Source organism: Nonomuraea thailandensis (assembly GCF_024172165.1).
Taxonomy (GTDB): Bacteria; Actinomycetota; Actinomycetes; order Streptosporangiales; family Streptosporangiaceae; genus Nonomuraea; species Nonomuraea thailandensis.
On the sequence record NZ_JAMZEB010000002.1, the window covers coordinates 1775252 to 1801306 of the forward strand.

Below are 26055 nucleotides of genomic sequence, written 5' to 3' on the forward strand. Positions count from 1 at the left end.
GTCAGCCCAGATCGAGGTCCGAGCCGCCGAACCGGTCGCGCAGGAACCGCCCCTGGTCGCGCAGCGCCTGCTCGTCGCCCCGGTGCATCGCCTCGGCGACCTTGCCCATCTGGGCGTCGAGCAGGGCGAGCTGTTCCAGCAGCTCCTCGTGGGCGCTGCGCTCCCGCCCGGCCCGCCGGGCCAGGGCGTAGCGGCGGGGCAGGTTCGCGTACGCCTCCAGGCTGGCGGGCAGGTAGCGGCGGACGGTCTGCGAGACCACGTGGAGCTGGTCGGGGGAGGCGGTGAGCTGCTCGGCCCTGGCCAGCACGCCGCCGATCACCTCGGCCAGCGCGTGCACGGCGGCCCGCACGTCCTCGGGGAAGCGCCGGTCCACGCGGCCCAGCAGCCCGTCCAGGTCCGCGCGCAGCGCCCGCGTCTCGACCTCGGCGTGGGAGATCGTCAGCCGGACCCGGTCGGGCGGGGCGAGCAGCGCGCCCGCCCCGTACAGCGCGACCACCACGACCGGCCAGTACGCGCCCGCGAGCCCCAGGAAGTGGGCCACCAGGCCGAGCAGCGCCAGGCAGGAGCCGACGATGTTCCTGGTCGAGCCCAGATACCGCAGGGCCCGCTCACTGGTAGCCACGGATCTCCTTGAACGCGCTGGTCAGCGACGTCTCGCGGGCGTCGAACACGGCTCCGCCGGTCAGCTCGGCCACCTGGCGCATCTCCTCGGCGTCGCTCTCCCCGAACAGCACCACGAACGTCGGCACGCGGCGCCTGTCCTCCGGCAGGGACCGGTAGTGGCTCTCGAAGGCGGCGTAGTCGGAGCCGTCGGTGTTCTCGCCGTCCGTCATGAGCACGATCGAGCCGTAGTGCCCGGCCTCGGCCGGGCGGTCGTAGGCGGCCTTGAGGCTGTCGTAGATCGCGGTGCCGCCGGCGGCGCTCAGCCCCTCGGCGAAGCTCCTGATCCCGGCGAGCACGGTCTCGGGGTTCCGCTCGGGGACGGTGAACGGCACCGGCTGCCGCGGCGAGCCGCTGAACGGGATCATCGTCACGGTCTCGCGGTTGCTGAAGCGGGTGAAGGCGCCGGAGGCGGTGGTGTCCGCGCCGGTCAGCGCCACCAGCGCCTGCCGCAGCGCGTCGATCCTGCCGCCCTTCATCGAGCCGGACGTGTCCAGCACGAACGTGGCCTGCGCCGGGACGCGCACCTGGTTGAGGTAGGTGGCGATCAGCTCGTCGGCCGTGCTGCGCCGGTTGGGGAAGGGCAGCTCGATGAGCTGCGCGGCGCCTGAGCGGGGGCCGAACCGGGAGTCGAGCGGGACGCCGCCCGTGATCGGCCGGCGGTGCGTGCCCGTCATGATCTCCTTCTGCACGGCCGGGGTGCGCAGCCAGGCGGCGAGCTTGCCGTACAGGACCTTCTTCTCCTCCGGGGCGGAGGCCAGCAGCGTGAGCGGGTAGTCGGCGCTGACCACGCCGTCGCCCGGATAGACGATCGTGAGCGGCTCGCGGGCGCCCAGCAGCACCGACTCGTAGTTGACCATGCCGTCCACGCCGGGGTTGCGGGCGTAGGCGTCGGCCAGCCAGCCCGACGAGCCGGCCGTCAGCCGCTGCGCGGAGAAGAACTCCTTCAGCCGGGGCGTCACCGCGGCGACCTGCTCGGCGCTGAGCGCCCCGTCGGCGTCCGACAGCGCGGCGGCCACGCCGACCAGCGCGGAGAAGCCGGAGTTGGAGGAGGCGGGGTTGGTCATGCCGAAGCCGAACCTGCCGTCCCTGGCCGCGGCGGCGATGTCGGCCCACGTGACCTGCCTGCCGTCCCAGCCGAGCTCGGCGGCCTTGGCGGGCTTGAGCCCGAGCACCACCGGCGAGACCATGATCTTGGTCTGGGTGGACAGCTTGGCCTGGGCGCCGTCCAGCAGGGACAGGTAGCGGTTGGAGGAGAACCAGATGGCGTCCAGCCTGCCGTCGGCGCGGCCGCTCGCGACCTGGTCGGCGCCGTCGAGCGTGCCGGTGTAGGTGAGCTTCACCTGGACCCCGGCCTCGCTCCCGGCCCGTTCGAGCAGCGGCTCCAGGTCCCTGATCTCGCTGCCGGCCAGGACGCGCAGCACGTCGGGCCCGTCGGTGAGCCCGTCGCTGTCGCCCGCGCAGGCGGCCGTCAGGAGCAGGGCGGGCAGCAGGACGGGCAGCAGGAGCGCGGCCGGGAGGCGTCGTCTCATGCGGAGGCCTCCTTGGCGCGGTCCAGGTAGGTCCTGGCGTGCTCCAGCTCCGAGGACAGGCTGTCCACCGTGACGGCCATGTTGTCCACGGCCTTGGCGCGGAAGGAGTCGATCAGGTCCATCGTGGCGTAGACGTTGTCGAACGCCTGGCGCAGCGTGTCCAGGTCCACGGTCGTGGCGGCGGCCTGGTTCTGGATGGCGCCGGCCTGCGTGCGCAGCATCTCGCTGGTGGCCAGGATGAGGTCGCTGGTCGTCGCGTTCAGCGCGGTGATCTGGTCGAGCACGAGCTTCTGGTTCGCCAGCGCCTGCGCGACCGTCACCGCCGTGCGCAGGGCGGCGACGGTGGTCGTGGTGGCGCGGTCCACGCCCTTGCTGAGCTCCAGGTTGTTCTTGCGTACCAGGTCGAGGGCCAGGTAGCCCTGGGCGGACACGGCCAGCTGGGTGAGCAGGTCCTGGTGCTTCTGGCGGACGGCGAACAGCGCGTCCGAGCGCAGCACCGTGGCCTGCGTCTCGTCGGCCACCGCGATGCGCTCCTCCAGGGCCGCGTCCATGGCCTTGGCCATGACCGCGTACTCCTGCAGCCGCGTCATCGCCTCCCACAGGTTCGCCTTCTCGCCCTCGATGGCGGCGTTGTCGCGCAGCAGCTCGTCCTGGCCGGACCTGAGCGCGCGGATGATGTCGTCGAGGTGCTTCTGCGCGGAGTGGAACCTGGCGAAGTAGTCGCGCAGCCGGTCGCCGAACGGGATGAGCCCGAGCAGCCTGCGCGGCCCGCTCGCCGCCTGCTTCGGGTCCAGGTCCACCACGGTACGGCGCAGCGCGACCAGGCCGCTCGCCACCCGGCCCTGGGCGTCGGCGCCCTCGCCCCTGGCCGCGTCGAGCGCCGCGACCGGCCGCTTCAGCATGCGGTTGGCCACCTGCGAGGCGGACCTGATCTCGGTGTCGCCCATCGAGGCGATGTCATGGACCTTGCGGGTGAACTCCGGCGAGCGCGGGTCGATGCCGCCCAGCTCGCCGGCGAACTCGCGCGCCTTGGCGGCCAGCTCGGCCGCGCGCTCGTCGGTCATCGGCAGCATGGTGGCCGCCGTCTCGGCCGGGACCGGGGTGACCGGCGCGGGCGGCGTGAGCACCAGATCGGACACGTGCGGGATCTCCTTGCTAGGGCCGTGCGGCGTCGATGGTGGTGATGAGCCGGTCCAGCCGCTCGTACGTGGGCGGTTCGACGACGTCCACCAGGTCGGCGGCGGCCGGCGCCTGCGTCCTGGCGACGAGGCCGGCGAACGCCTGCGGGTCGGTGGTGCGGAAGCCGTACTGCGCGGCCAGCGACTGCAGCCGCGGGTCCTTGGTGAGCAGCTCGCCGACCCGGTTGCCGTCCGCCGACAGGGGGACGAGGGTGTGCTTGCTGAGCACGGTGGGCGACGGGTAGACCAGCCGCATGTCAGGCTTGATCGCGCCGTCGCCGGCGAAGACGTGCGCCAGGTACTGCGCCTCGTAGACGACCAGCATCGGCGTCTTGCCGGCGCCCAGCGCGAGGTAGTCGTCGAAGGACGCCTCGCTGGTGGACTCGGAGAAGCCCTGGTCGAGGACGGTAGGCGCGAGGACGGGCGCGATCTCGGCGACCTGGGCGTCGGAGGTGATGACGTCCTCGCCGTTGGCCACGTAACCGATCGCCGACAGGTACATGGCGGCGGAGTTCGAGGTGCGGATGTCGGTCGTCGTCAGCAGCACCCGCTTACGCGCCTTATAAGTCGAATTATCCGGAATTTCGTCCCAGCGGGTGCCCTTGGCTACTAGATCCAGATATTTCTTAATATCGAAGATTTGGTGGCCTTTGCCGGAATTGCTGAGGACGCCGGCCTTCGTCAGCAGCTCCGCGATCGGCTCGAACGTGGCCACCGCCATCGGCGAGTAGAACGGCGAGTACGTCACGGTCGCGCCGCGGTCGCGCTTGATCCGCTCGGCGGCCGGAACGCTGGAGGGGAAGGCGAAGGCGTACCGGCTCAGGTCCACGTCGGTGACGATCTGCCGGGAGCCGGCGGTGTCCACCTCGACGCGCAGCCCGTGCCCGGCGAGGGCCGCCTTGACGCGCGGGTCGTCGAAGAACGGCTTCTTCTCCGACCCGATGACCCCCCGGACGACCGCCACCTCGGGCTCGTCGCCCCCCTGGTTCCCGGTGACGATCGCGACCACCGCCACCCCGGCCAGAACCGCCGCCAGAATGACGCCGACCCACCGCTTCATTGCATCCCGTTTCTTGAAATAACCCCCATGGCGGAATTATGGGATGGCATCAGCGGGGGCCGCGCGGGGGAGAAGGCGAACGTACGGCAGAATTCATTCGCCGTTCACGACCGGCCGCCCGAGAATCGGCCTCTCTCCTCGGGCGCCCCGTGCGCGACCTGGGCGTTCAAGGCGGCGCGTGCGGCGCTACGGGATGACGTCGGCCACGATCGTGGCGCCGCCCTTGCGGCACGACGTCAGCCTGCCCGTCCGCATGCTCTCGGCCGCCGTGTTGCTGACGCACTCCCAGCCCGCGACCGTGGCGACCCCGGCGCTGCCCTGCTTGGGGGTCTGCGGCCGGTAGTAGGCGCGCAGCACGCGCAGGGCCTGCGCGCAGTCGGCGCGCCCCCGATGCACGGCGACGGCCGCCAGGGACCCGTTCGCGGCCTCGGCCTCCCCGCACACCGTCCCCGGACCCGCCAGGCGGCTGCCGCTGCTCGCGGACCGCTTCGGAGCGGCACTGGGCCCCGGGGCGCCGGCAGAGGGCTCCGGAGCGGCGGGGGAGGGCTCCGGAGCGGCGGGAGAGGTGGGCGGCGCCGGCGGCGGGGCGAGCGGCGCGGGGCCGCAGGCGGCCAGGCAGAGCAGGAGCGGGACGGCGACGGCAACGCTGATACGCACGGGGGAGGGCACTCCACGACTCGGCTTCACGACCGGGGCAGTCTCCCACGGCAGGCGAACCCCGAGATCAGCAGGGCTTTCCGGAGCTCCCGGAGCGGGCCGAGCTGTCCTAGTATGCCTGGCTGGACAGGGGCTTCGAGGCCGTCTCGCCCGCGGCGTGCAACACCTGGACGGCCTCCTCCGCCAGGGTCGCCTGACGCAGGCAGGACAACCGGCGGTAAGACGGCGGCAGATTCGGGCCGGGTGGTGAACCGGGTTTAATGCCGCCGCAACCCTGAGAACGGGGATCACGAAACACTGCTCGCGCAGACTGGGGGTCATGAGCGATGCACCGAAGGTAGTTGACGCACGTACCGGACACGGCCGTTCCTGGGGGCGGGAGGCCGGCGAGCTCGCCGCGCTGTTCCTCGCGGTCGGCTTGGCGCACCTGCTCGCGACCCTGCTCGGCCACCAGGAGCCCGGACCTGTCGTCCTGATCGGGCTGGGGGTGGCGCTGATCGCCGGCGCCGCGATCCACAAGCGGCTCGGCCGCCGCCCCGCGGGCTCCGGCCGCCGTTCCGGTGCCGGGGGCAGGGGTGGTCTGCCGGGCCGGTTCCGCCCCTGGGCCCGTGCCGGTCGTGAGACGGCGCCGCTGCCTGTCGAGGGCGGGGCGGGCGGGCCCATGGCGTTGTGGCGGATCCGCATGCGGGTGGTGGAGCGGCCGGGCCGGCTCGCCACCGTGGCGGGGGCGTTCGGGCGGCTGGGGTGCAACATCCTGGCGCTGCACATCGCGCCGACCGGCGGCAGCGCCATCACCCCGGCCGGGTGCGACGCGCTCGACGAGTTCGTCATCGAGGCGCCCCGCGAGCTCGCGCTGGACGTGCTGGCCGGGGCGCTGGCCGAGGCCGGCGGGCAGGACGTGGTGATCGTGCCCGCGCGGGTGAAGGATCTCACCGACCCCGGCGTCCAGGCTCTGGTGCTGGCGCAGCGCGTCAGCGACGACCCGGACCGGCTGCCCGAGGCGATGGCCGAACTGCTGCGGGTCCCGCACGTCGAGTGGCGCCGGCCCGGCGACACCGTGGACGAGGGCGCCGAGCTCAACACCACCATGGTCGTCTCGGTGAACCCGGACCGGGCGCTGCTCGTGCGGCGGCCCGAGCTTGCGTTCACCCCGACGGAGGCGGCCCGGGCGGCGGCCCTGACGGCCGCCGCCACCCACGCCCGCTACACCGCACCCTGACCGCCCCTACCCGGCCGTACCTCGGCCGGGGTCCCTTTCAGGGGAGGGGAGGCCCGGCGACAAGCGCGCCCGCGCCTGGGACGATGCCGCCGGCGGGCCGGTGATCAGCGGTAGCCCTTGGCCAGGACCGCCTCCGTGTCACGGGTGATCCGGTCCGCGAGCTCGGGCGCGAGGGCGAGGCGCGGCGGCCGGCAGGCGCCGCCCTTGCGCCCGGCCAGGTCCATCGACAGCTTGATCGACTGCACGAACTCGGTCTTGGAGTCCCACCGCAGCAGCGGGTGCAGGTCCCGGTAGATGGGCAGGGCCTTGGCCACGTCGCCCGCCACCGCCAGGTGGTAGAGCTCCACGGTGGCGCGGGGGATCATGTTCGGGTAGCCGGCGATCCAGCCGACCGCGCCGGCGATGCCCAGCTCCAGCAGCACGTCGTCCGACCCGATCAGCACGTCCAGCCCGGGTGCGAGCTCGGCGATCTCGTACGCCCTGCGCACGTCCCCGGTGAACTCCTTCACCCCCACGATCAGCCCCTCCTGGTGCAGCTCGGCCAGCAGCGAGGGGGTCAGGTCCACCTTGGTGTCGATCGGGTTGTTGTAGGCCACCACCGGCAGCCCCGCCTTGGCCACCTCGCGGTAGTGGGCGACGACGGCCGCGCGGTCGGCACGGTAGGCGTTCGGCGGCAGCAGCAGCACCGACGACGCCCCCGCCTCGGCCGCCTGCTCGGCCCAGCGCCGCGACTCGGCGGCCCCGTACGCGGCCACGCCGGGCATGACGTGGAAGCCGTCGGGCGCGGCCTCGACGGCGGTGCGCACCACGCGGGCGCGCTCCTCGTCGGTCAGCGTCTGGTACTCGCCGAGCGAGCCGTTGGGGCACACGCCGTGGCAGCCGCCCTCGGCCAGGAAGCGCACGTGCTCGGCGTAGGCGTCGTAGTCGACCGACAGGTCGTCGTGGAAGGGGAGGGCGGTCGCGACGTGCACGCCGTGCCACACAGGGGCGGTCATACGTTCTTCTCCTTGGTCCAGTTCTCCAGCCCGCTCGCGTCGAGGGGCAGCGCGGCGGACAGGTTCTCCGCGCCGTCCTCCGTCACCAGCAGGTCGTCCTCGATACGCACGCCGATGCCGCGCAGCTCCGGCGGAACCGTGCGGTCATGGGCGTGGAAGTACAGCCCGGGCTCCACGGTCAGCACCATGCCGGGCGCCATCCGCGCCCCGTGGTACGCCTCCGGGCGCGAGCGCGCGCAGTCGTGCACGTCCAGGCCCAGATGGTGGCCGATGCCGCAGATCAGGTAGCGGCGGTGGTGCTGGCCGGCGTCCGACAGGGCCTCGTCCACCGACACCGGCAGCAGCCCCCAGTCGTGCAGGCCACGCGCGACGACCTCCATGGCCGCGTGGTGGAAGGCGGTGAACGGGCGGCCCGGCGCGACCTGCGCGAGCCCGGCCCGGTGCGCCCGCTCCACCAGGTCGTGCACCTGCCGCTGCGCCGGGCTGAACGCGCCGGAGACGGGGAAGGTGCGGGTGACGTCGGCGGTGTAGTGGGAGCGCGTCTCCACGCCCATGTCGAGCAGCAGCGCGTCGCCCTCGCGGACGGGCCCGTCGCAGCGCACCCAGTGCAGGGTGGGGGCGTGCGGGCCGCTGCCCACGATGGAGGCGTAGCCGGGGCCGTTGCCGTACGTCCTGGCGTACCGGTCGAACGTGCCCTGCAGCCACCGCTCGCCCCCGCCCGCCACGGCGGCGGGCACCTCGGCGAGCACGGCGGCGAAGCCCTCGACCGTGCGGTCCACGGCCTCGCGGAGCTGCCCGACCTCCCACGCGTCCTTGATCATGCGCAGCTCGGCCAGCACCCGGCCGACGTCGTCGCCGGGCACGCCGGGGTCGGTGAAGTCCGCCAGCGGCAGCACCTCGACGCCGAGCGCGGCCGACCACTCGGCGAGCGACGGCGACGGGCCGACCCACAGCTCGCCGTAGGCGGCGTCGGCGAAGAAGCCGGTCTCGCCGGGGCGGGCGGGCGGCGGCAGGTACAGGGTGGCCGCGCCGTCACGGACGACGGCCACCGCGTGCTCCACCGCGCAGCCGGTCAGCCAGTAGAAGTCGCTGTCCACGCGGAAGTCGTAGGCGGTGTCGTTGCTGCGGGTGGGCGCGTGGCCGGCCCTCACCACGACGGTCCGGCCGGGCAGCGCCCCGGCGAGCCTGGCCCGGTGGGCGGCGGCGGCCTCCGCCGCGCCCGGGACCAGGTCGGGGGTGCGGGCGGGGGAGTCCCAGCCCTGGGCGATGTACTGGGTGAACGCGGGGATGTCGATCAGCTTGGGCAGCTTGCCGTCACCCATCGGTGAGTCCTCCTCCAAGGTCGCGGACCAGCTGTGTCAGGCGGGCGAAGACGCGTTCCTCGCCGATGCCGTCGTGCTCGTACTCGTTGGTGACCCAGGCCTGCGCGTTCCCCACCCGGGAGGCGGTGTCCAGTTGCAGGCCCGAGTCGACGTACATGTCGTCGAAGTAGACGGCGGCCGCCACCGGCACGTCGTTGGCGGCCAGCCGGTCCAGGTCGTACAGCGGCGGCCAGTCGTCCCGCTCGGCGAGCAGCTCGACGGCGCCGCGGAAGGGGCGCAGGGCGCGGATCTCCTCGAACATCCAGGGATAGATCATCTCTCCGGTGAACAGCAGCGGCCTGGCGTCCTCGGCGAAGGCGGGGTGGCAGGCGCGCTCGCGCTGCGCCGCCCACGCGGTCGCGCCGGCCCCGTGCCCGTAGATGCTCTCCTGCAGCGCGGCGAACAGCGGGTTGTCGGCGTAGGAGGAGCGGGCCAGCACCTGGTGCAGGAACGTCTCGGGCAACCCCCCGCCGTCGTCCGGCCGGGCCTCGTCCAGCAGCCAGTGCATGCGCTCGTAGCCGGGCTTCATGCCGAAGTCGATGCCCAGCGACTGCAGCCGGCGAACGGTCAGCGTGTCGCCGTCGGGCAGCAGCACGTCGCCCTCGGCCAGCCGGTCGGCCAGCCGCGCCGTCGTCTCGGCGTGGTGCGGGTAGCGGCGGTAGAACTCGGCGTTCTTGGCCGCCACCCGCGGGTACGTGCGCCGGTAGACCTCGGCGGCGTCCGGGTCGAGCGACGGCAGGCCGCCCGCCACGTAGCAGGCGCTGAGCCCCTCGGGCGCGTTCGACAGGTACGTGAGCGTCAGGAAACCCCCGTAGCTCTGCCCCAGCGTCGACCAGCGCCGCCCGCCGAAGACGGTCGTGCGCAGGTGCTCGGCGTCGGCCACGATCGAGTCGGCGCGGAAGCGCGCCAGGTAGTCGGCGCCCTCCCGCGCGCCGAGCGCGCTCATCACCCGGCCGTCGATGCGCGAGCTGCGGCCCGTGCCCCGCTGGTCGAGCAGGACCACCCGGTACGTCTCCAGCGCCCGCCCCAGCCAGCCGGACATGCCGACCGGGCGGGGCCCCTTGCCGCCGGGCCCGCCCTGAAGGTAGAGCAGGCACGGCAGGTCCTCCCCGTCGCGGGCCGGGTCCACCAGCTCGCGGGCGAACACCGTGATGGTCGCCTCCGGGCCGGACCAGTCCAGGGGCACCTGTTCGACGTGGTCGCGCACCCGCATCCCGGGAATGGTGTACGTCGCGGTGATCAAGACCTCTCCCTCCTGCGGCGGTCCCACTCCGGATCGATCCGGGGGATGGCCGCCAGCAGCGTGCGCGTGTACTCGTCCTGCGGATCGCGGAAGACCTGCTCGGCGGGCCCGAGCTCGACGATCCGCCCCTTGCTCATGACCGCCACCCGGTGCGCGATCTGCCGCACCACGGCCAGGTCGTGGGCGATGAACACGTAGCTGAAGCCGCTCTCGCGCTGCAGCCGCCGCAGCAGCTCGATCACCTGGGCCTGCACCGACACGTCCAGCGCCGACACGGCCTCGTCGCAGATCACCAGCTTGGGGTTGACGGCCAGCGCGCGGGCGATGCCGATGCGCTGCGCCTGCCCGCCGGAGAACTGCGCCGGGTAGCGCAGCGAGTGGTCGGGGTTGAGCCCGACCCGCTCCATCAGCTCCTTGGCGTGCTCGCGGCGGCTGCCCCTGGGCGCGATGCCCTGGTAGACCAGCGGCGCCATGAGGATGCGCTCCACGGTGTGGCGGGGGTTGAGCGAGGAGAACGGGTCCTGGAAGACGACCTGCACGTTCGCGCGGAAGCGGGCCAGCGCCGCGCCCGTGGCGTGCGTGACGTCCTCGCCCTCGAACTCCAGGGTGCCCCCGCTCGGGTCCATCAGCTTGGCGATCATACGGGCGGTGGTGGACTTGCCGCTGCCGGACTCGCCGACGACGGCCAGCGTCTCGCCCAGGCTCACCTCGAAGCCGACCTGGTCCACCGCGGTGAACTCGGCCCTGGCGCCCAGCGGGCCGCGCGAGACGAACCGCTTGGTCAGGCCCTCGGCGCGCAGCAACGTCATAGGACCACCTCATCGTCGATGCGCGGGATGCTCTCCAGCAACATCCGGGTGTACTCGTGCTCCGGCTCGGCGAAGACCTGCTCGGCGGTGCCGTACTCGACCTGCTCGCCGCGCCGCATCACCAGGACGCGGGTCGCGATCGAGCTGATCACGGCCAGGTCGTGGGTGATGAACACCATGCCGGTGCCGCTCTCCCGTTGCAGGGAGGCCAGCAGGCGCAGGATCTGCGCCTGCACGGTCACGTCCAGCGCCGTGGTCGGCTCGTCGGCGATCAGCAGCGCCGGCTCGCACACCAGCGCCATCGCGATCATGACGCGCTGCCGCTGGCCGCCGGAGAACTGGTGCGGGTAGTAGTTCACGCGGCGCTCCGGCTCGGGCAGGCCGACGTGCCCGAGCACCTCGACGGCGACCTGGCGCGCGGCCCTGCGGGAGCCGCCGCGGTGCGCCCGGTACATCTCCTCGATCTGCAGGCCCACCGTGTAGTACGGGTTCAGCGACGACAGCGGGTCCTGGAAGACCATCGACATCCGGTCGCCGCGCAGCCTCCGCAGCTCCCGGTCGGAGCGGCCGAGCAGCTCGGCGCCGTCCAGCCGGATGCTGCCGCTGGTCCGCGCGCCCTTGGGCAGCAGGCCCATGACCGCCAGGCTGGTCATCGACTTGCCGGAGCCCGACTCGCCGACGATGCCGACCGTCTCGTCCCTGCCGACCGTGAACGACACGCCCTTGACCACGTCCACGGGGCCGCGGGTGGTCGGGAAGGTGACGGTGAGGTCCTCCACGACAAGCAACTCGCTCATGGCGACGTGATCCTCACTCTCGGGTCCAGTCTGGTGTAGACGAGGTCCACCACCACGTTGCCGATCACCACGAAGAACGCCGCCAGCAACGTGACCGCCATGATGACCGGCTGGTCGTTCTTGGCGATCGAGTCGGCGGCCATCTTGCCGACGCCGTTCAGCCCGAACACGGTCTCGGTGATCAGCGCGCCGCCGAGCAGCGCGGCGAAGTCCATGCCGAAGATCGTCGCGATCGGCGTCAGGGCCGGGCGCAGCGCGTGCCTGCGCATGGTCAGCGCCGGGCTGAGGCCCTTCGACCTGGCCGTGCGCATGAAGTTCTCCGCCAGGGTGTCGATCACGTTGGCGCGGGTGAGCCGGGCGTACAGGCACGCGTAGCCGGTGGCGAGCACGATCCACGGCATCAGGTACGACTGGAACCACAGCACCGGGTCGTCGGAGAACGCCACGGCCTGCGGGAACGGCAGCACCTGGAGCTGCACGACGAGCACGTACTGCAGGGCCAGCGCCAGCACGTAGTTGGGGATGCTGGAGCCGCCGAGGGCCAGCCCCATCGCGGTGCGGTCCCACCAGGTGCCCTCCTTGACGGCGCTGAGCAGCCCCGCGGCGATCCCGACGAGCAGCCACAGCACGGCAGCGCCGATCGCGACCGTCGCGCTGACCGGCAGCCGCTCCACCACCATGTCCATCACGGACTGGTTGGTCTGGAAGCTGTAGCCCAGGCACGGCGCCGCGCAGTGCACGAGGTTCGCGCCCTCGCCGTAGTCGCGCCCGGCGAAGATGCCGCCGAGGAAGCCGAAGAACTGCGTCAGGAACGGCTGGTTGAGCCCCAGCATGTCGCGGATCTGGTCGATGCGCTCCGGCGTGCACGTCTTCCCGCAGATCATCACCGCAGGGTCCGGCTGCAGGGTGAAGAACAGCACGAACGTGAACAGGCACACCAGGAAGAGGATCACCACGACGCCGGCCAGGCGTCCGATCACGTAGCGCGCCATCATGAGGCGTCCCCCGCGTCGAAGGCGGCCCGGATCCTGTCGCCCAGCACCGTCAGCGACAGCACCGTGAGGAACAGGAACGCGCCGGGGATGACGAAGTACATCGGGTCGACGGCGTACCATCCGACCGAGCTGGAGATCATCTGGCCCCACGACGGGGTGGGCGGCGTGACGCCGACGCCCAGGAACGACAGCCCCGCCTCGGTCCCGACGTAGCCGGGCACGGCCAGGGTGGTCATCACGATCAGGGAGCTGCGCAGGTTCGGCAGGATCTCCTTGAACACGAGCTGGCCCGTCGAGGCGCCCGAGGCCCGCGCGGCCTCCACGAACTCCCGGTTCACCAGCGTGAGCGTCTGCCCGCGCACCACCCGGGCCAGGTACGGCCAGCCGAACACGCTGATCACCACGACCAGCAGCACCGGCCGGTTGCCCTGCGGCAGCGCGGACAGGATCGCGATCATGAAGATGAGCGCGGGGAACGCCATCAGGAAGTCCATGACCCGGCAGATCACCTGGTCCACCCAGCCCTGGTAGAACCCGGCCAGCATGCCCAGCACCACCCCGAGCAGCGTGGTGAGTGCCGTGGCGGACAGCGCGATGATCAGGGAGACCCGGGCGCCGTACGCGATGCGGGCCAGGATGTCGCGGCCGTTCTGCGGCTCGACGCCCAGCAGGTGGTCGGCGCTGATCCCGCCGAGCGAACCGTAGGGCACCCCGCCCAGGTCGGTGTTGACCGCGGCCGTGTCGAAGTCGTTGGGGCCGTGCCCGGTGAGCGCGCTGATCAGCGGTGCGCCGATCGCCATCAGCACGATCAGCGCGAGGTAGGCGCCGCTGACCACGGCGCCCCGATCACGCAGCAGCACGCGGAGAACGCGCCGGCCCGAGGTGGCGGGCGCGCCGCCCGCCACCTGCTCTGGATGCGCTGCGACCGTCATCTACTTCGTCGGCTTCGCCAGCCCGACGGAGACCAGGTCGACGCCGCCGGAGTAGGAGTCGGACTGGTAGGCGCCCGCGATGTTCGCGCCGTTGACCAGGATCAGCTTCTCGTAGGCCAGCGGCACGACCGGCGCCAGCTCCATGATCTGCTTGTCCAGCTCGCCGTAGGCCGCGTTGGCCTGCTCGACGTCGGTCATCGCGGCGATCTCGTCGATCTTGGCGTTGACGTCCTCGTCGTTGAGCTGGGCGAGGTTGGAGTTGCCCTTGGCGGTGATGTTGCGGCCGTCGAACAGCGGCGGCAGGAACGTCGCGCCGGAGGCCCAGTCGGGGCACCAGCCGGTGACGGCCATGTCGTTCTGCTTGGCCGGGGTGCCGATGACCTCGTAGTACGTCGAGGCGTCGATGTTGTTGATCTTGACCTCGATGCCGACCTGCTTGAGCGCCTCCTGGACGGCGACCGAGACCGCCGCCATCTTCGGCTGCGCCCTGGTGTCCAGCGTCAGCGAGAACCCGCCCGACAGGCCCGCCTCGGCCAGCAGCTTCCTGGCCTGCTCGACGTTGTGCGGGTACGGGTCGTAGTCCACCCGGCCGGCGACCGTGGGCGGCTGGATCGAGGTGCCCTTCTGCGCCAGCAGCGACCCGCCCATCGCCGCCACGATGGTGTCCTTGTCGATCGCGTGGTTGATCGCCTGGCGCACGCGCACGTCGTTCAGGGGCTTCTTGGTGGTGTTCAGGCCCATGTAGGTCGTGCAGCCGTTGAGCCCGGACAGCGTGCGCGCCTTGATCTGCGGCGTCTGCACCCGGGCCACGGTCGCCGCCTGGATGCTCTGGCCGAGCGCGTCGGCGTCGGTGCCCTGCCCGGCCAGCATGCGCTCGTCGATCGTGGCCGCGGCCAGGCCGAACGTCCACTCGAACGCGTCCGGCTTGGCCGTGCGCACCTGGTCGGTCTCCTGCTTCCACTGCGGGTTGCGCTCCAGCTTCAGCGACGCGTTGCGCTGGTAGGAGGCCACCTTGTACGGCCCGCTCGCGATCGGCTTGCTGTCGAACGCCGCGCCCGCCCCGGTGCCCTTGGGGAACGGGGTGAAGTTCGCCAGCGCCAGCGCGCTCGGGAAGTCGGCGAACGGCTTCTTGAGGTGGATGACGACCGTCTTGTCGTCCGGCGTCTCGATCGTGTCCAGGTCGCCCGACAGGTACGGGCCCTTGTAGTCCTTGGGCGCGTCGAGCAGCAGCTTGCCGTACGGCGAGCCGATGCCCGCCTCCGGGTCGAAGGCCCGCGAGAAGCCGAACTTGACCGCCTCGCTGGTGATCGGCGTGCCGTCCTCGAAGAAGAGGTTGTCCTTCAGCGTGAACGTCCACGTCTTGGCGTCGTTGGACGGCGTGCCCGTGTCGGTCGCGAGGTCGGGCACGATCTTCGTGCCCTCGGCGCCCGGCCCGGCGCCGAACGTCGTCAGCCCCCGGTAGATGAGCCGGTAGAAGTTGTTCACGCCGCCGTCGAAGCCGCGCACCGGGTCCAGGTGGGAGAAGTCCGCGTTGGCCAGGATGCGCACCGTGCCGCCCGTCGCGGGGGCCGCCGACGAGCCGGACGCGCCGGTGCCGGTGCCGGTGCCTGGGCCCTGGGCCGCGCCGCCACCACCGCCGCACGCCGACAGTGCCAGCACGGCGGTCATCGTGACGCTCGTGAGCGCCGCCGATCTCCTCATTTCGCCTTCTTTCCGTTGGTTGCGTCGAGGGTCCTGACCCAGACCCGCATGGCTTCGGGGTCGCGGTTGCCCCAGAGGAAGTAGGGGACGAAGGTCGCCGTGACCGTCGTCTCCGGGAGTGCCTGCTCCAGCGGGAGCTCGGGGTAGAGCTCGGGGGAGGGCGGGGGAGCGGCGGCGGTGGTGAGGGTCAGCACCACGGCGTCGTCCCGCCGCTCGATGTTCGCGTTAACAATCTCGGGCACGCCGATCAGCAGGTCGTCCACGGCGGCGTCCGGGCTGTCCTGCTGCTCCACGCAGTAGACCAGCGGGCCGCGCGCCAGGCTGACCGCGCCCCTGGTGGCGTCGAGGTGGGGGTGCGAGCCGTGCGCCCTGACGGGCATCGGCAGCGTGAGCCGCACCTCGTCGCCCACCTGCCAGCGGCGCTCGACGCCCAGCCAGCCGTCCCGCGGCCCGGCCTCGCGCGGTCCGCCGCCGGCCTTGGCCGTCGTCTCCGCCTCGTGCGGGCGGCCGTTGACCGTGACCGTCGCGCCGCGGGCCCAGCCCGGGACGCGCAGGAGGAGCCCGTACGGGCCGTCCGGCGCGCGCTCGACCGTGAGCCGCACGTCGCCGTCCCACGGGTAGGCCGTCTCCACCGCGAGGTCCAGCTCCGTGCCCTCGATCCTGCCTTCGGCGTAGGCGGCGACGAGCAGCGCGCCGTCCCGCTCGGCCGCCACGTAGTCGGCGAGCTGCGCCATCCAGCGCACGATGTTCGGCGGGCAGCACGGGCAGGTGAACCAGGCCCGGCGCAGCGGCTCGCCGCCGGCCTCGGCGCCGCTGCGCTGCTCGTGGTCGGGGCGGCGCTGCAGCGGGTTGTCGTAGAAGAACGCCTTGCCGTCCGCCGACAGGCCCACGGCGTAGGCGTTGTAGAGCACGCGCTCGAACACGTCGAGGTACTTGGCGCCGCCCGTGGCCAGGAACATCCGCCAGGCCCACTGCATGACGGCGATGGCCGCGCAGGTCTCGCTGTAGGCGCGCTCGGACGGCAGCTCGTACCGGTCGCCGATCGCCTCGTCGGAGTGCCGGCTGCCGAGCCCGCCGGTGACGTACAGCTTGGTCGCCACCATGTCGTCCCAGAGCCGCTCCAGCGTCTCGAACAGCGACCGGTCGCCGGTCTCCAGGTGGACGTCGGCCGCGCCGGCCGCCAGGTACGCCATCCGCACCGCGTGCCCGGTCACCGACGGCAGCTCCCTGAACGGCACGTGGTCCTGGAAGTAGTCGCCGGCGAAGATGCTGTGCTTGAGCTGCCCCGAGCCGCGCCGGTCCACGAACGCGGCGGCCAGGTCGAGGTAGGCGCGCAGCCCCGTCTGCCTGAACAGCTCGACCAGCGCCATCTCCACCTCGGGATGGCCGCACACCCCCTCGTGCGCGAACCGCTCCACCACCAGGTCCGCGAACCGCTCCGCCACCCGCAGCAGCCGCTCGTCGCCCATCCGGCGCGCCGCGGCGACGGCGGCCTGGATGAGGTGACCCAGGTTGTACAGCTCGTGCCCCCAGGACAGGTCCTCCCACGGCTTCTTCGTGGCGGCCGGGTCCTGGAAGAAGGAGTTGAGGTAGCCGTCCTCGGCCTGGACCCGCTCCAGGAGGCCGACGACCTCCTCGAAGAACTCCCGTACGGGCTCCCGCGCGCGGCCGTCGCCCAGCTCGTAGGCCAGCCCCTCCAGGGTCTTGTACAGGTCGGTGTCCAGGAACGGGTAGCGGCCGCGGTACGGCGCCGGGTCCTGCTCCAGGAGGCGGCTCAGGTTGGCGACGTTGCCCGCCGCGCGGAGCTGCTCGATGGTGTGCGGGATCGTGGCCGCGCCGTTCCGGCGCTGCCAGTGGTGCAGCAGACCACCGGTGATGCGCACTCCCGGAAGCGGCCGTACGGCCCCGGCGGACGTGCGTACGGCACCGGACAGGGGCTTGACCTGCTTAGACGTCATGAACCTTCCCAGTAATGTGTGGCATTGCACTGAACCATAGGTGTCCGGGAGGTGTGTTGCCAAGGGTTGCGGAGGTGACGAAAAGAGAAAGTAACGTGTCCGGAATCTGGGACGGAGCGCCCGGACGACTACAGTGGCGCGGTGCGACGCGTATCCGTGGTGGGCAACACCGGCTCGGGAAAGTCCACGCTGGCGGCCGGTCTGGCGGCGCGCCTCGGCGTGCCCTGGCTGGAGCTCGACTCGATCTTCCACATGCCGGGCTGGACGCCGCGGCCTGAGCCGGAGTTCCTGGCCGAGGTCGATCGGTTCACCGCCGCCGACGGGTGGGTGGTGGACGGCAACTACTCCGCCGTGCGCGACCTGGTGTGGCAGCGGGCCGACACCGTGGTCTGGTTCGACCTGCCCAGGCGCACGGTGATGCGCCGGCTGCTGCCCAGGACGCTGCGGCGGATGGCCACCGGCGCCGAGCTGTGGAACGGCAACAGGGAGTCCTTCCGCTTCCTGTTCACCAAGGACGAGTCGATCGTCCGCTGGGCCTGGACCCGGCACGATCACTACCGCGAGCGCTACCGCCAGGCCGCCGCCGATCCGGGGAACGAGCACCTGACGTTCGTCCGCATCGCGTCCCGGGCCGACGCCGAGAGGCTGCTGGGGCCCGGCGCCCCGTGAACCGCCGGCCCGCTCGCGGCGGCCGGGCACGCGGCGGCCCCGATCACCTGACCGGCCGCGTGCCCGCCGGTGAAGGCGGGGATCAGCGCTCGATGAGCGTGACCTCCAGGGAGTAGTGGGAGGCGCGGTAGACGTGCGAGCCGTGCTCGACGGCGCGCCCCTGGTCGTCGTAGGTGGTGCGGACCATCGTCAGCAGCGGCGCCCCGCGGCGCTCCTCCAGCAGCCGGGCCTCGGCCTGGGTGGCGGCCCTGGCGCCGATGCGCTGGTTGGCGACGCGCATGCGCACCCCCGCGCCGCGCAGCAGCTCGTACAGGCCGCGCCCCTCCAGGTCGGCGGGCGTGAGCGGGGCCAGGCCCTGCGGCAGCCAGTTGTGCAGGACGGCGAGCGGCTCACCGGCCGCGAACCGCACCCGCTCCAGGTAGAGGATCTGTGCGCCCGGCTCCACGCCCAGGATCGGCGCGATCTCCTCCTCCGCCGGCCGCGGCTCCAGCGCCAGCACCTGCGTGGCCGGCTCCTGACCCGAGCGGCGCAGGTCGTCGTAGAGGCTCGTCAGCTCGACCGAGCGCTTGACCTGGCCGTGCACCACCTGGGTGCCGACGCCGCGCTTGCGCACCAGCAGGCCCTTGTCCACCAGGTACTGGATCGCCTGGCGGATCGTGGGCCGCGACAGGCCGAGCTTGTCGGCCAGCAGGATCTCGTTGTCCAGCCGCGAGCCGGGGGCCAGGTCGCCGCGGCGGATCGCCTCCGCGATCTGCTCGGCCACCTGGAAATAGAGCGGCACGGGACTGGACCGGTCCAGGTCGATGGCCAGGTTCGCGGTCATGCTGATCAGCTTAACCGACGTCAGAATGTCCTGACAAATGAGTCATGGGTGGGGTCTCAGGCGTCCCCGCCGCCGCATCCGCACCCGCCGTCGCCGCCCGTGTCGGCGTCGCCGTCGTCGTCCGCCCCGCCGCGTACCGGGGCGGGCGCCGGCACGGTCTCGGGCGGGCGCTCGCCCCGGATCACGTACGACTCCAGGCTGCCGTCATGGTCCGGATGCGCGGCCAGGACCTCGCGATAGGCCGCCTCGCCCGCCCGCGTCGTGCCACCGTGAGGCGTCCACATCCACTCGATGACCATCCAGAACACCACGGTGAGCGGCGGCGCGACCAGCGCAGGCCACCACTGCCCGAGCCGCGCCCACGCCGCCGCCGGCTTTCCTGTCAGCAGGTCACCGGCCGTGTCCAGCGCGAGCATCAACGTGGCGACGTTCGCGCACAACACCGGCAGGAACGTCAACGCCGACAGCGTGAGCGGCCACGACATCCAGCCGGGACGCAGCAGCCCGCGCCGCCCGAGCTCGGCGCGCATCCGGCTCTCCAGCGGCGGCCAGCCCGGCGCCTCCGCGATCTCCCGGCGGGTGGCGCGGCCCGCCCGGCCGGCCAGGAAGCCGAGCACGAGGCGTTCGGCCGGATGCACGGCGGCGGCCCCGGGGACCGCGGCGCACAGGCCCGACCGGGACTCGCGGACGGCGTTGCGCCTGACCAGCGCGGTGATCGCCGTCTCGGCCAGCGACCGGCGCCCCTTGATCAGCACCGCCAGCTCGTACGCGCCACCGGTGATCGCGCCCTTCTCCCCGTGCCGGAGCGGCCGGCGCACCAGGCACTCCAGCAGGACGAGCACCACGACGGCCACCAGGCCGAGGGCGAGCACGACCGCGACGATCACCACCATCGGGCACCTCCGGGCGCGGGACCGCTGTACCCGAAGATAGCCGCGTCAGCGGGGCGCGCGATAGGTGACCACCTTGTCGCCCCGGCCCGGATACTCCATGGTTGCGAGCCGACGTGAAGACGATCAAGCGCCCCGCGATCAGGCCACCCGGTCCGCTGCTGGATGATGTCCGGATGACGAATCGGGCGAACGGCACCGGACGCATGCCCGCCGGGCTCATCGCACTGACCCTCGGCAGTTTCGGGATCGGCCTGACCGAGTTCGTGATCGCGGGCCTGCTGCCGCAGGTGAGCCGGAGCCTGGACGTCTCCGAGGCCGCGGCCGGATGGCTGATCTCCGGGTACGCGCTGAGCGTCGCCGCCGGCGCGATCGTGGTGACCGCCGCCACCGGCGGGCTGCCCCGCAAGCCGGTCCTCGTCGGGCTGGTGGCGCTGTTCGTCGCCGGCAACCTGCTGTCCGCCGTCGCGGCCGGGTATCCGATGATGCTGCTCGGGCGCGTCGTCGCCGCCCTGTGCCACGGCTCGTTCTTCGGCATCGGCTCGCTCGTCGCCCGGCGCATGGTGCCGCCGGAGCGGGCGTCGCGGGCGGTGGCGGTGATGTTCGCCGGGCTGACGCTCGCCAACGTCCTGGGCGTGCCGTTCGGCGCGCTGATCGGCGAGCGCTGGACCTGGCGGGCCACGTTCTGGGCGATCACCGCGATCGGGGTCGTCGCCCTGGTGGCCATCGCGGCGCTGGTGCCGGGCTGGGCGGGCGCTGCCGACCGCACGCATCCCGCGGCGGCGACCGGCCTGCGCGGGCTGCGGGCGCAGCTCCACGCGTTCCGCTCCGGGCAGGTGTGGCTGACGCTGGCGGCCACCGCGCTGGGGTACGGCGGCATGTTCGGCGCGTTCAGCTACATCGCCTACACCTTCACGCACGTCACCGGCTTCGCCGCCGCCGACGTCGCCTGGCTGCTCGTCGTGTACGGCACCGGCCTGGTGATCGGGAACCTGGCCGGCGGGCGGGCCGCGGACGGCGACCGGGACCGCACGCTGATCGGCTCCCTGGCCGGGCTCGCCGTGACGCTGATCGCGTTCGGGGCGCTGGCCGCCTACGCCGCCGCGGCGGTGGTGCTGGTCTTCCTGCTGGGCCTGTTCGGCTTCGCCGGCGTCCCCGGCATGATCACCCGGGTGACCGACTACGCGGGCGGCGTCCCGCTCGCCGCCAGCGCCAACGTGTCGGCCTCCAACGTCGGCAACGCGCTGGGGGCCTGGCTCGGCGGCCTGGCCATCAGCGCCGGTCTCGGCTACACCGCGCCCCTGTACGCCGGCGCCGCCCTCGTCCTGGCCGCCCTCGCGGTGATGGCGGTCAGCGCGCGACGAGCCGCGGCGGATCGGCCGGTGAGGTGATGGCGGTCAGCGCGCGACGAGCGGCGGCAGCTCCGTCAGCGACGTGATGCGGGGGAAACCCGCGGGCGGGGTCGGCCCGGAGGCGAGCCGGTCCAGCCAGACCGAGCGCATCCCGGTCACCGCGGGCCCCGTCACGTCGTTCTCCACGTCGTCGCCCACCAGCAGCACCTCCTCCGGCGCCAGCCCCAGCGCCGCCGCGGCCCCGGTGTAGCAGGCGGGCGCGGGCTTGAAGTGCCCGCCCAGGACCTCGCCCGTCAGCACCGGCCCGACCAGCCCCGCCAGCCCGATCGCACGCACCTTCGCCTCCTGCATCGGCAGCGTGCCGTTGGTCAGCACCCCGAGCGCGAACCCGTCCAGCCCCGCCAGCGCCGCGGTCACGTCCGGGAACGCCGCCCAGTGCCGCCGGTACAGCTCGGTGAAGCCCGCGTACGCGGCGTCCAGGTCGCCGGGCACGGGCACGGCCAGCTCCGCGCACAGCGCGGCCAGCCGCAGCCGCCGCTGCTCCTGCACCGAGCACCGCCCCGCCTGCCACATCGCCAGGTACGGCCCCTCCAGCGCGGCCCAGATCGCCGGCGCCTCGGCCAGCCGCGGATGGCCGGGGAACCGGCCCGCCACCCACGCCGTGATGCCGGCGTCGGCGGCGCCGCGATGGTCGAACAGGGTGCCGTCGAGGTCGAACAGGATGCCCTTGATCCCGGGCTCGCTCACTGGGCGGCTTCCGAGATGATCCGGGCCGCCGTCTCCCGCGGCGGGTAGCCGAGCGTGAGGCCGCGCACCGACAGGGAGGCCTGCGCGAACAGCGCCTCGGCGTTCTCGGTGAGCACGTAGTTCAGCGCGGGGGAGCAGGCGCGGTGCTCGTCCAGGGCCTGCGCCTCCCGCTCCGCCAGCTCCTTCGGCAGCGCCTCGCGGTAGTCGGCGATCAGCGCGTCGAGGTCGAAGAGCTGCGCGTACTTCTCCGACGTGCCCGCCACCACCCGCACCAGCTCGCCGTCGAGCTGGGCGTGGTAGACCAGGTTCGTGCCGCCGCTCTTGGCGAACCAGCGCATCGCCTCGTCGGCGGGCAGCGTGAAGGCCCCGTACGGCTTGCGCGCGTACAGCAGCGCCTCGGCTATCCACCGGTCGCACCACAGCTCGTCGCGGTAGGGCGCCGGGGCGTGCGGATCGACGGACAGGCCCTGTGCCAGCACCGGGTTCCAGGCCGACACCATCGGGCTGCTGAAGCGCGGCATGCGGGGGCCGCGCCAGTGGCTCAGCGCGTGGCCGTACCAGACGGTCACGACCTCGACCCGGCGCTTGGCCAGGGGCCGCTCGTAGGTGCCGTTCATGATCTGGCCCCCGTCAGGGTGCCGCCATGGTCCGGGGGTGAGGCCGAGGTCTGTGGGGGCCGGAGGAGTCCGGTAGTCGGGATGGAGTATCCACGCGTCCGCCACAGTTTCTCTGCCTTTCCGATTGGCGTATGCACGACGTGTCCGAGCACTAGAGTGGCCATCGTGCAACACCCGTCACTCGGTTTCAATAGACCAGGTGTAAACGCTGATATTTGTCATCGATGGTTGTGACAGACGTATGCAGTTAAGCGTTGTCGCGGCCCGGCTGTGCTCCCTGCGCGCCGCGGCCAGGCTGTCGATGAAGTCCGCGGCGGACGCCGCGGGGCTCAACACCTCCACGATCTTCCGGATCGAGCACGGCCTGGTGGCGCCGCGCGAGGCCACCGTGCGCACGCTCCTGGAGCTGTACGGCCACGGCGAGCACTCGCCGCGGCTGCTGTCGCTGCTGCGGGAGGAGCGGGTGCCCGGCTGGTACGACGCCCCTGGCGTGCCGCTGGCGCTGTCGGCGTTCCTGGAGATGGAGGACCAGGCGCAGATCATCTACACGTACTGCCCGATGCAGGTGCCCGCGCTGCTGCAGACCCCGGCGTACGCGCTGTCCGCCGCGCTGGCCGGGCTGCCCGCCGGAGCCACGTACGAGCAGGCGGCCGGCGCGGCCGAGCTGGTGGCGGTGCGGCAGCGGGTGCTCGACCGGCACCAGGGGCCGCACCTGTGGGCGGTGCTCGACCGGGCGGCGCTGAGCGACCCGCCGCTGGGCCGGACGGAGGACCGGCTGGCCCAGCTCGACGCGCTCACCAAGGCCGCCAGGCAGCCGCACCTGGCCGTGCAGGTCGCCCGGCCCGTCAGCGAGAGCGGCTACCTCTACCAGGGGCCGCCGTTCACGCTGCTGCGCTTCCCCCAGCAGGAGCGGCCGGACGCGCTGGTGCTGCACCTGCTGCACGCCCCGATCGTCGTCGAGGACCGGCGGCGGGTCGAGGAGCACCAGCAGGCGTTCGCGCGGCTGTCGCTGTCGGCGCTGCCCGTGGAGTCCACCCCCGACGTGCTCGACGGGGTCCGCGCCACGCTGCCGCACTGACCGCTCAGTGGTGCTGGCGGAACTCCCCGGCGCGGCGCACGTGGTCGATCATGATGCGTTCGGCCGTCTCCGCGTCGCCCGACTCCAGTGCCGTCAGGATGCCTTCGTGCGCCTCCAGCTGCGCCTTGACCTGCGTCTCGTCCAGCCACAGTGACGCCTCGGCGGGCACGGGGAAGCTGTTGCGCACCGACCGGGCGTGCGCGCCCAGGAAGGCGGGGCCGCCGATGTCGACGATGCGCAGGTGCAAGCGCCTGCTCTGCTCGCCGAGCCGGTCGTGCCTGCCCCGCGCGGCGTCCTCGGCCATCGAGGCGTGCAGCTCGCGCAGCTCCGCCAGCTCCTGCGCGGTGATCCTGGCCGCCGCCAGCCGCGCCCCCAGGCCCTCGACGACCGCGCGCACCCCGTAGTACTCGGCCAGCGCCTCGTCGCCCAGGTCCACCACGGTCGCGCCGTGGTGGGCCTCGTAGCTGATCAGCCGGTCTTTCTCGAGCCTGCGCAGCGCCTCGCGCACGGGCGTGACCGACACCCCCAGCCGCTTGGCGACCTCCCCGGCGCGCAGGGCGGTGCCCCCGGGGATCCGGCCGGAGCGGATCTCCTCCAGCAGCACGCTGTAGACGTACTCGGCCTTGCTCATGGGCGGCCGGGGCTCGGTGGGTGACATGTCCTCAAGTGTCTCGCAGAACGGCCACGCTCTTGACCTATGACATATTTCTTATAAGTTACATACCCATGACGAGCCTCGCTGACCTGCGGGTCATCGACGCGGCGACGCTGTTCGCCGGTCCCTCCGCCGCCATGATGCTGGGCGACTTCGGCGCCGACGTGATCAAGATCGAGCACCCGCGCCGGGGCGACCCCTCACGCGGGCACGGCGCCGCCGGCCTGTGGTGGAAGACGCTGTCGCGCAACAAGCGCGCCGCGGCCGTGGACCTGTCGCGGGCCGAGGGGCAGGAGATCCTGCGCCGCCTGGCCGAGCGGTCCGACGTGCTGATCGAGAACTTCCGCCCCGGCACCCTCGAACGCTGGAACCTCGACCCGAGGGACCTCCTGGAGCTCAACCCGCGACTGATCGTGGCGCGGATGACCGGCTTCGGGCAGTTCGGGCCGATGGCCAAGCGGCCCGGCTTCGGCACGCTGGCCGAGGCCATGAGCGGCTTCGCGGCCATGACGGGCGAGCCCGACGGGCCGCCCACGCTGCCGCCGCTGGCCCTGGCCGACGGCATCGCGGGCCTGGCCATGTCGTACGCCGTCATGGTCGCCCTGCACGCCCGCGAGCAGACCGGGCGCGGGCAGGTCATCGACATGGCGATCATCGAGCCGATCCTCGGGCTGCTCGGGCCGCAGATGAGCATCTACAAGGCGCTCGGCATCGTGCAGCAGCGCACCGGCAACCGCTCCAGCAGCAACGCGCCGCGCAACACCTATCGCACCCGCGACGGCCGCTGGCTGGCCATCTCCACCAGCGCGCAGCCCATCGCCGAGCGCGTGGTCACCCTCGTCGGGCGGCCCGACCTGGTCGAGCAGCCGTGGTTCGCCAGCGGGCACGGCCGGGTGCAGCACGTGGACGAGCTGGACGAGGCGGTCGCCTCCTGGATCGCCGAACGGGACGCCGCGGAGGTCATCGCCAGGTTCGAGGAGGTGCAGGCCGCGGTCGCGCCCATCTACGACGTCACCGACCTGGCCGAGGACCCCCAGTACGCGGCGCTCGACACGTTCGTGGAGGTGCCCGACGACGAGTTCGGCACCCTCACCATGCAGAACGTCATGTTCCGCCTGTCCGCCACGCCCGGCGAGATCCGGTGGCCGGGCCGGGCTCTCGGCCGGGACACCGACGAGGTGCTCGGCGAGCTGGACTACCCCGCCGAGCGGATCGCCGCCCTGCGCGAGGACGGGGTGATCGCGTGAGCCCGCTGCCGCCCGTGACCTGGCTGTACGTGCCCGGCGACCGGCCCGAGCGGTTCGGCAAGGCGATGGCGTCCGGCGCCGACGTGGTCATCATCGACCTGGAGGACGCCGTCGCGCCCGTGAGGAAGGACGAGGCCCGCCGGAACGCGGTCGCCTACCTGCGCGAGCGCCGCGGCGGCGGTGGCGCCGAGGTGCACGTGCGGGTCAACGATCCCGCCACGGACCGCGGGCGCGACGACCTGGCCGCCGTCGGGGACCTGGCCGACGCCGTACGGCTGCCGAAGGTCGAGTCGGCGGCCGTGCTCGACGCGCTCACCGGCGCGCCCGCGTACGCGCTGCTGGAGTCGGCGGCCGGGATCGTCGCGGCCGGGCAGATCGCCGCGCACCCGCGCGTGGCGGGGGTCGCGCTCGGCGAGCAGGACCTGGCCGCCGAGCTGGCCATCACCGACGAGCAGGCCATGAACCACCTCAGGCTCCAGGTCGTCCTGGCCGCCGCCGCGGCCGGGCTGCCGCCGGTGCCCATGTCCGTCTACCCCGACGTCAAGGACGAGGCCGGGCTGCTCGCCTCCTGCCGGGCGGGCCGCGCGCTCGGGCTGTTCGGCAGGACCGCCATCCACCCGCGCCAGATCCCCGTGATCAGGCGGGCGTTCCGGCCGACGGAGGAGGAGGCCGCCAGGGCCGCCGAGATCGTGGCCGCGGCCGAGCGGGCCGAGCAGGCGGGCGTCGGCGCGGTGGCGCTGCCCGACGGCCGGTTCGTGGACGCCCCGATCGTCGTCAGGGCCCGCCGCACCGTCGAGCTGGCCCGCCGCCTGGCCGGCCCGTCCCAGCCCCCGCCGGAAACCGGCGCCTGACCACCGGCCGGCAGGCCGTTCACCCCCAG

Annotated in this window: 25 protein-coding genes; 6 read left to right on the forward strand and 19 right to left on the reverse strand. The window is 72.8% G+C overall.

Features of this window, described 5'->3' with window-relative positions; translation table 11 throughout:
* Nucleotide 1: 1 nt before the first annotated feature.
* The 5 genes from HD597_RS12195 to HD597_RS12215 form a co-directional block, all read right to left on the reverse strand.
* Complete coding sequence (locus HD597_RS12195) at nt 2-622, reverse strand: hypothetical protein (RefSeq protein WP_253742128.1); 621 nt, start codon at nt 620-622, stop codon at nt 2-4.
* A complete protein-coding gene (locus HD597_RS12200; protein WP_253742129.1) occupies nt 609-2192 on the reverse strand; it encodes a vWA domain-containing protein in 1584 nt (527 codons plus the stop codon). Before HD597_RS12200 ends, HD597_RS12195 begins: the two co-directional genes overlap by 14 nt.
* Entirely contained in the window at nt 2189-3331 is a 1143-nt protein-coding gene (locus tag HD597_RS12205; RefSeq protein WP_253742130.1) for a toxic anion resistance protein, read from the reverse strand. The genes HD597_RS12200 and HD597_RS12205 overlap by 4 nt, the downstream gene beginning before the upstream one ends.
* A 16-nt stretch (nt 3332-3347) precedes the next feature.
* Nucleotides 3348-4430: a hypothetical protein gene (locus HD597_RS12210; RefSeq protein ID WP_253742131.1), complete on the reverse strand. Its 1083-nt coding sequence runs from the start codon at nt 4428-4430 to the stop codon at nt 3348-3350.
* A 186-nt stretch (nt 4431-4616) separates the two neighbouring features.
* Nucleotides 4617-5087: a hypothetical protein gene (locus tag HD597_RS12215; protein ID WP_253742132.1), complete on the reverse strand. Its 471-nt coding sequence runs from the start codon at nt 5085-5087 to the stop codon at nt 4617-4619.
* Between the two features lie 319 nt (nt 5088-5406).
* On the opposite strand from HD597_RS12215, the gene HD597_RS12220 reads away from it, so the two are divergent.
* Complete coding sequence (locus HD597_RS12220; RefSeq protein WP_253742133.1) at nt 5407-6306, forward strand: ACT domain-containing protein; 900 nt, start codon at nt 5407-5409, stop codon at nt 6304-6306.
* A 104-nt stretch (nt 6307-6410) separates the two neighbouring features.
* On the opposite strand, the gene HD597_RS12225 is transcribed toward HD597_RS12220, so the two are convergent.
* From HD597_RS12225 to HD597_RS12260, 9 genes are read right to left on the reverse strand one after another with little or no spacing between them, the layout of a single operon-like run.
* Nucleotides 6411-7301, reverse strand: a complete 891-nt coding sequence (locus HD597_RS12225) for a dihydrodipicolinate synthase family protein (RefSeq protein WP_253742134.1) — start codon at nt 7299-7301, stop codon at nt 6411-6413.
* A complete protein-coding gene (locus HD597_RS12230; protein ID WP_253742135.1) occupies nt 7298-8623 on the reverse strand; it encodes an aminopeptidase P family protein in 1326 nt (441 codons plus the stop codon). Before HD597_RS12230 ends, HD597_RS12225 begins: the two co-directional genes overlap by 4 nt.
* Entirely contained in the window at nt 8616-9905 is a 1290-nt protein-coding gene (locus tag HD597_RS12235) for an alpha/beta fold hydrolase (RefSeq protein ID WP_253742136.1), read from the reverse strand. The genes HD597_RS12230 and HD597_RS12235 overlap by 8 nt, the downstream gene beginning before the upstream one ends.
* Nucleotides 9902-10714 carry an ATP-binding cassette domain-containing protein gene (locus HD597_RS65765; RefSeq protein WP_308210596.1) on the reverse strand — a complete coding sequence of 271 codons (813 nt, stop codon included), beginning with the start codon at nt 10712-10714 and terminating at the stop codon, nt 9902-9904. Before HD597_RS65765 ends, HD597_RS12235 begins: the two co-directional genes overlap by 4 nt.
* Complete coding sequence (locus HD597_RS65770; protein WP_308210597.1) at nt 10711-11511, reverse strand: ABC transporter ATP-binding protein; 801 nt, start codon at nt 11509-11511, stop codon at nt 10711-10713. Before HD597_RS65770 ends, HD597_RS65765 begins: the two co-directional genes overlap by 4 nt.
* The gene (locus HD597_RS12245) at nt 11508-12506 is read right to left on the reverse strand and encodes an ABC transporter permease (protein ID WP_253742137.1); all 999 of its coding nucleotides are present in this window, start codon (nt 12504-12506) and stop codon (nt 11508-11510) included. The genes HD597_RS65770 and HD597_RS12245 overlap by 4 nt, the downstream gene beginning before the upstream one ends.
* The gene (locus HD597_RS12250; RefSeq protein WP_253742138.1) at nt 12503-13438 is read right to left on the reverse strand and encodes an ABC transporter permease; all 936 of its coding nucleotides are present in this window, start codon (nt 13436-13438) and stop codon (nt 12503-12505) included. Before HD597_RS12250 ends, HD597_RS12245 begins: the two co-directional genes overlap by 4 nt.
* Nucleotides 13439-15139, reverse strand: a complete 1701-nt coding sequence (locus tag HD597_RS12255) for an ABC transporter substrate-binding protein (RefSeq protein WP_253742139.1) — start codon at nt 15137-15139, stop codon at nt 13439-13441.
* Entirely contained in the window at nt 15136-17097 is a 1962-nt protein-coding gene (locus HD597_RS12260) for a glycoside hydrolase family 127 protein (RefSeq protein ID WP_253742140.1), read from the reverse strand. The genes HD597_RS12255 and HD597_RS12260 overlap by 4 nt, the downstream gene beginning before the upstream one ends.
* A gap of 141 nt (nt 17098-17238) precedes the next feature.
* Between HD597_RS12260 and HD597_RS12265 the strand changes: the two genes are divergently transcribed.
* Nucleotides 17239-17766, forward strand: a complete 528-nt coding sequence (locus tag HD597_RS12265; protein ID WP_253742141.1) for a P-loop NTPase family protein — start codon at nt 17239-17241, stop codon at nt 17764-17766.
* An 82-nt stretch (nt 17767-17848) separates the two neighbouring features.
* Here the strand turns inward: HD597_RS12265 and HD597_RS12270 are convergent, their stop codons facing one another.
* Both HD597_RS12270 and HD597_RS12275 read right to left on the reverse strand, forming a co-directional pair.
* Nucleotides 17849-18589 (reverse strand): GntR family transcriptional regulator, encoded by a 741-nt coding sequence (locus HD597_RS12270; protein WP_253742142.1) that lies wholly within the window; start codon nt 18587-18589, stop codon nt 17849-17851.
* Between the two features lie 56 nt (nt 18590-18645).
* The gene (locus HD597_RS12275) at nt 18646-19482 is read right to left on the reverse strand and encodes a TIGR04222 domain-containing membrane protein (protein WP_253742143.1); all 837 of its coding nucleotides are present in this window, start codon (nt 19480-19482) and stop codon (nt 18646-18648) included.
* A gap of 173 nt (nt 19483-19655) precedes the next feature.
* Here HD597_RS12275 and HD597_RS12280 point away from each other — a divergent pair, with 173 nt between their 5' ends.
* Nucleotides 19656-20870 carry an MFS transporter gene (locus HD597_RS12280; protein ID WP_253742144.1) on the forward strand — a complete coding sequence of 405 codons (1215 nt, stop codon included), beginning with the start codon at nt 19656-19658 and terminating at the stop codon, nt 20868-20870.
* A gap of 6 nt (nt 20871-20876) precedes the next feature.
* Here the strand turns inward: HD597_RS12280 and HD597_RS12285 are convergent, their stop codons facing one another.
* Nucleotides 20877-21578, reverse strand: a complete 702-nt coding sequence (locus tag HD597_RS12285) for an HAD family hydrolase (protein ID WP_253742145.1) — start codon at nt 21576-21578, stop codon at nt 20877-20879.
* The gene (locus HD597_RS12290) at nt 21575-22195 is read right to left on the reverse strand and encodes a hypothetical protein (protein WP_253742146.1); all 621 of its coding nucleotides are present in this window, start codon (nt 22193-22195) and stop codon (nt 21575-21577) included. Before HD597_RS12290 ends, HD597_RS12285 begins: the two co-directional genes overlap by 4 nt.
* A gap of 241 nt (nt 22196-22436) precedes the next feature.
* On the opposite strand from HD597_RS12290, the gene HD597_RS12295 reads away from it, so the two are divergent.
* Entirely contained in the window at nt 22437-23273 is an 837-nt protein-coding gene (locus HD597_RS12295; protein WP_253742147.1) for a helix-turn-helix domain-containing protein, read from the forward strand.
* 4 nt (nt 23274-23277) lie between these two features.
* Here the strand turns inward: HD597_RS12295 and HD597_RS12300 are convergent, their stop codons facing one another.
* The gene (locus HD597_RS12300) at nt 23278-23931 is read right to left on the reverse strand and encodes a GntR family transcriptional regulator (RefSeq protein ID WP_253742148.1); all 654 of its coding nucleotides are present in this window, start codon (nt 23929-23931) and stop codon (nt 23278-23280) included.
* A gap of 68 nt (nt 23932-23999) precedes the next feature.
* Here HD597_RS12300 and HD597_RS12305 point away from each other — a divergent pair, with 68 nt between their 5' ends.
* Nucleotides 24000-25175, forward strand: a complete 1176-nt coding sequence (locus HD597_RS12305) for a CaiB/BaiF CoA transferase family protein (protein ID WP_253742149.1) — start codon at nt 24000-24002, stop codon at nt 25173-25175.
* Nucleotides 25172-26026: an HpcH/HpaI aldolase/citrate lyase family protein gene (locus tag HD597_RS12310; RefSeq protein WP_253742150.1), complete on the forward strand. Its 855-nt coding sequence runs from the start codon at nt 25172-25174 to the stop codon at nt 26024-26026. The genes HD597_RS12305 and HD597_RS12310 overlap by 4 nt, the downstream gene beginning before the upstream one ends.
* Nucleotides 26027-26055 lie beyond the last annotated feature (29 nt).